Source organism: Bradyrhizobium sp., assembly GCF_035273305.1.
Taxonomy (GTDB): Bacteria; Pseudomonadota; Alphaproteobacteria; order Rhizobiales; family Xanthobacteraceae; genus Bradyrhizobium.
Window position 1 is genome coordinate 1 of record NZ_DATEPI010000137.1, and the last position, 2,968, is coordinate 2,968.

Below are 2,968 nucleotides of genomic sequence, written 5' to 3' on the forward strand. Positions count from 1 at the left end.
ATGCCACGCCGAAATTCATCCGGTACGATGTGCCGATTTCCGGCTTTGCCGAGTATTTTTCACCGCGCACGCGCGTGTTGATCCTCAACAATCCGAACAACCCTTCGGGACGGATCTACACCGAGACCGAGCTTCGCGACCTTTACTGGATCTGCCGCGAACGGGGCGTCTATCTGCTGGTCGATGAAGCCTACAGCGATTTCGTGCGCGAAACGCACGAATTCAAATCTCTGGCGGCGCTGGTCCCCGATCTGGACGGCGTGATCGTGGTCAACTCGCTTTCCAAGAATCTTGGCATGTCGGGATTCCGCATCGGCTACGTGCTCGCCGAGAAGCATCTGCTCAACAGGATCCTCAAGCTCAATCAGCATCTCATCACTTGCGCGCCATCGATGCTCGCCTACTACGTTGCGGAATATTTCGATCGGATCATCGATGTGACGATGCCGCAGATTCGCGCGCTAGTGGAGACGCGCGGCCGGATCGCGGCCTTCATGGATGAGATCGGTGTCAAGTACCTTCCCGGCGGCGGCACGTTCTACTTCTTCGTCTCGCTCGCAGATTCTCCCAATAGCGGCTTCGATCTGGCGCTTGAGCTTTTGCTGCGTGAGCACATCGGCGTGGTGCCCGGCGTCGCCTATGGCGCCAGCACCGAGCGGTTTCTCCGCGTTTCGGTGGGCACCGAAAGCGAAGAGCGCATCCACGATGCACTGCGGCGGATCAAACGCGCGTTGCAGAAGCCGGCCATCGACTCCGGCCAGCTGAGGAGCCGGCTCAGGCAGATGGACTTGCCGCTGTTCCAGCGGCGGGAGCGCGTATGAACGATGAGTTGCTCCGGTTTTACCGGGCGCGTATCGCGGAGTTCGGGCTCGGTTACCGGGCCATGTGGGGAGACTCAGCCGACTGGAAGTCGCGAGCCCGATTTCAGCCGCTATCGCTGCTGCCGATAGAGCCAGGTGACGTCGTTGTCGATATCGGCTGCGGCATCGCCGATCTCGCGAATTTCTTTCGCGAATGCGGTCTCGACATTTCGTACATCGGCGTCGAAGCCGTGCCGGAATTTGCCGCCGAAGCGCGAAGCGCAACGGGTTGCGAAATCGTCGAGTTCGATGCTTTTCGCAACCTCGATCTGCTTCCCGCGGCCGATTGGTACGTCACGTTCGGAACCCTCAACAAGAGCTGGAGCATTGCGGATCTTCCAGGCCAGGACGATGCGGATCGACTCCACACCCTGCTGGAGCGGTTGTGGACGAAGGCGCGCAAAGGGGTGGCGGCGTCATTCGTTACCGATGTCGTGGAATACAAGAAGGACGGCGTTGTGAATCTCGATCCGGCGCTTACGGCAGCGCGGCTGAAAGCCTTGACGCCATTCTTCATGGTATTTCACGGTTACGCGTTCTTCGAATATTTCGCTGCCGCGTGGCGCGGGCAACGGCGATAGCAGGGGCTTTTCGGTGCAAGAATCCTGGATCGTCCTTCTCGGCGGAAACGAGCTCAATGCGGGCTTTTGCGAACTCGCTGCAAAGTGGGGCTCGAAACTGGCCATCGTGGACTGGAACGAGAAGCCCGCAATCCCGTGCGATTGGCATATCCGGCTGGACATCAAGGCGGCTACGGAGGTCGAGGCGGCGGTTCGCGAAATCGCCGGGAAGATCCGGTTTGCCTACACCTCCGTCGATGTGGCAACCGAGTCCGTTGCACGCATCAACGCAGCCGAAGGTCTCGCCCGCCCGCCGGCAGACGCGCTCGTGCGGGCGCGCGACAAGCCCGCGATGAGTGCCGCATGGGCAGATGCGAAATTGTTGGGCAAGCAGTACGCCGCCTGCACCTCCGCGGCCGATCTCGCGGCCTTCGCGCGGGACTTTCGCGGCAAGCTGATCGTGAAACCGGCCGATGCCTCCAGCTCCCGCGGCATCACCGTGGTTGAAGCGGATGAAATCGGCGGCGCGGATTGGGCCGCGATTTTCCAGCGTGCCGCCGGAGCGGCCTGGAACGGCGTGGCTCTTGCCGAAGAGTATATCGACGGGACGGAATACACCGTTGAGATGATCGGGGATGCCGAAGGCCACGTGGAAGTGTGGGGCGTCTCCAAGAAGTACCACACGGCCAACACCGGCAAGAACCGCATTGCGGTGAAGCTTCATTACAACCCGCCGGATGTTCCGCGTGAGCGCCTCCAACGCATCGCGAGCTTTGCCGGGGATTGCTATCGGGCACTAGGCCTCAATTCTACGCTCGGGCATTTCGAAGTTATGGAGGCGCGCGACGGACGGCTCGTGCCGGTTGAAATGGCTGCGCGATCGAGCGGCTATATCGCGACCCATCTTGTTTCGGTTCTGTCGGATGCTCCGGGCGCCTATCTGTCGCGCTACGGCGACGTGCTGCGCGGCGCGACGATCAGATCTGGCCTGATTCCGTCCGACCGCTCTTCGATGTATTTTTTCTACGATCCCTCGCCGGGGATCTGGCAGAAGAACGACGCGAACTTGATGCAATATCTGCCCGGCAGCATCCGCTCGCTCGCAAATCTGCGGGCGCGGCTGCGGACGGGCCTCAACATTGCCCATATCGACACCGACAATGAACGCTATGGTTTCGAGGTGCTCGTCGCGCCACGGGCCGATCTCACCATCGAGAACGTGATGTCGGCGGAACGGCGCCTCTATGCCGATGCGGTCGAATCCGCGCTCGTTCCGGCTTCCCCTGCCTGATGCAACCGAAGATGTCCGAAATGAACGCTGAAATTCCCCGTTTTCACGATGCCCACTCCCACGCCGTGGAGGCGCAGGCCGGTGGCTTTCTGATCGCCATCGAGGGCGAGGCTAACCTGCCTTACATGCTGTCGAACGAGGACGTGCTGCAGCAGCAGGACGAATCCCGCCTTCTGTTTGCTGTGCCGTATGTGCGTTACGCCGGCGAGCACAGCGAGATCGAAGGCTCCATCGTCAAGTACCACGCCCGCCGCGAG

General features: G+C 61.0%; 4 protein-coding genes. All 4 read left to right on the forward strand.

What is annotated here, in order from left to right; all coding sequences use genetic code 11:
• Positions 1 to 821: pyridoxal phosphate-dependent aminotransferase (locus tag VJV58_RS09400; RefSeq protein ID WP_324137067.1), on the forward strand; the 821-nt coding region annotated here is incomplete at its 5' end.
• Complete coding sequence (locus VJV58_RS09405) at positions 818 to 1,441, forward strand: hypothetical protein (RefSeq protein WP_324137068.1); 624 nt, start codon at positions 818 to 820, stop codon at positions 1,439 to 1,441. The genes VJV58_RS09400 and VJV58_RS09405, both read left to right, overlap by 4 nt.
• A gap of 13 nt (positions 1,442 to 1,454) precedes the next feature.
• Positions 1,455 to 2,711, forward strand: coding sequence for an ATP-grasp domain-containing protein (locus VJV58_RS09410; RefSeq protein ID WP_324137069.1), 1,257 nt, complete (start codon positions 1,455 to 1,457; stop codon positions 2,709 to 2,711).
• A gap of 11 nt (positions 2,712 to 2,722) precedes the next feature.
• Positions 2,723 to 2,968 (forward strand): hypothetical protein (locus VJV58_RS09415; RefSeq protein ID WP_324137070.1); only part of this gene is annotated, 246 nt, incomplete at its 3' end.

Excerpts from the sequence above, each read along its gene's own strand:
- VJV58_RS09405 (WP_324137068.1), top strand. The coding sequence starts at position 818 with ATGAACGATGAGTTGCTCCGGTTTTACCGGGCGCGTATCGCGGAGTTC.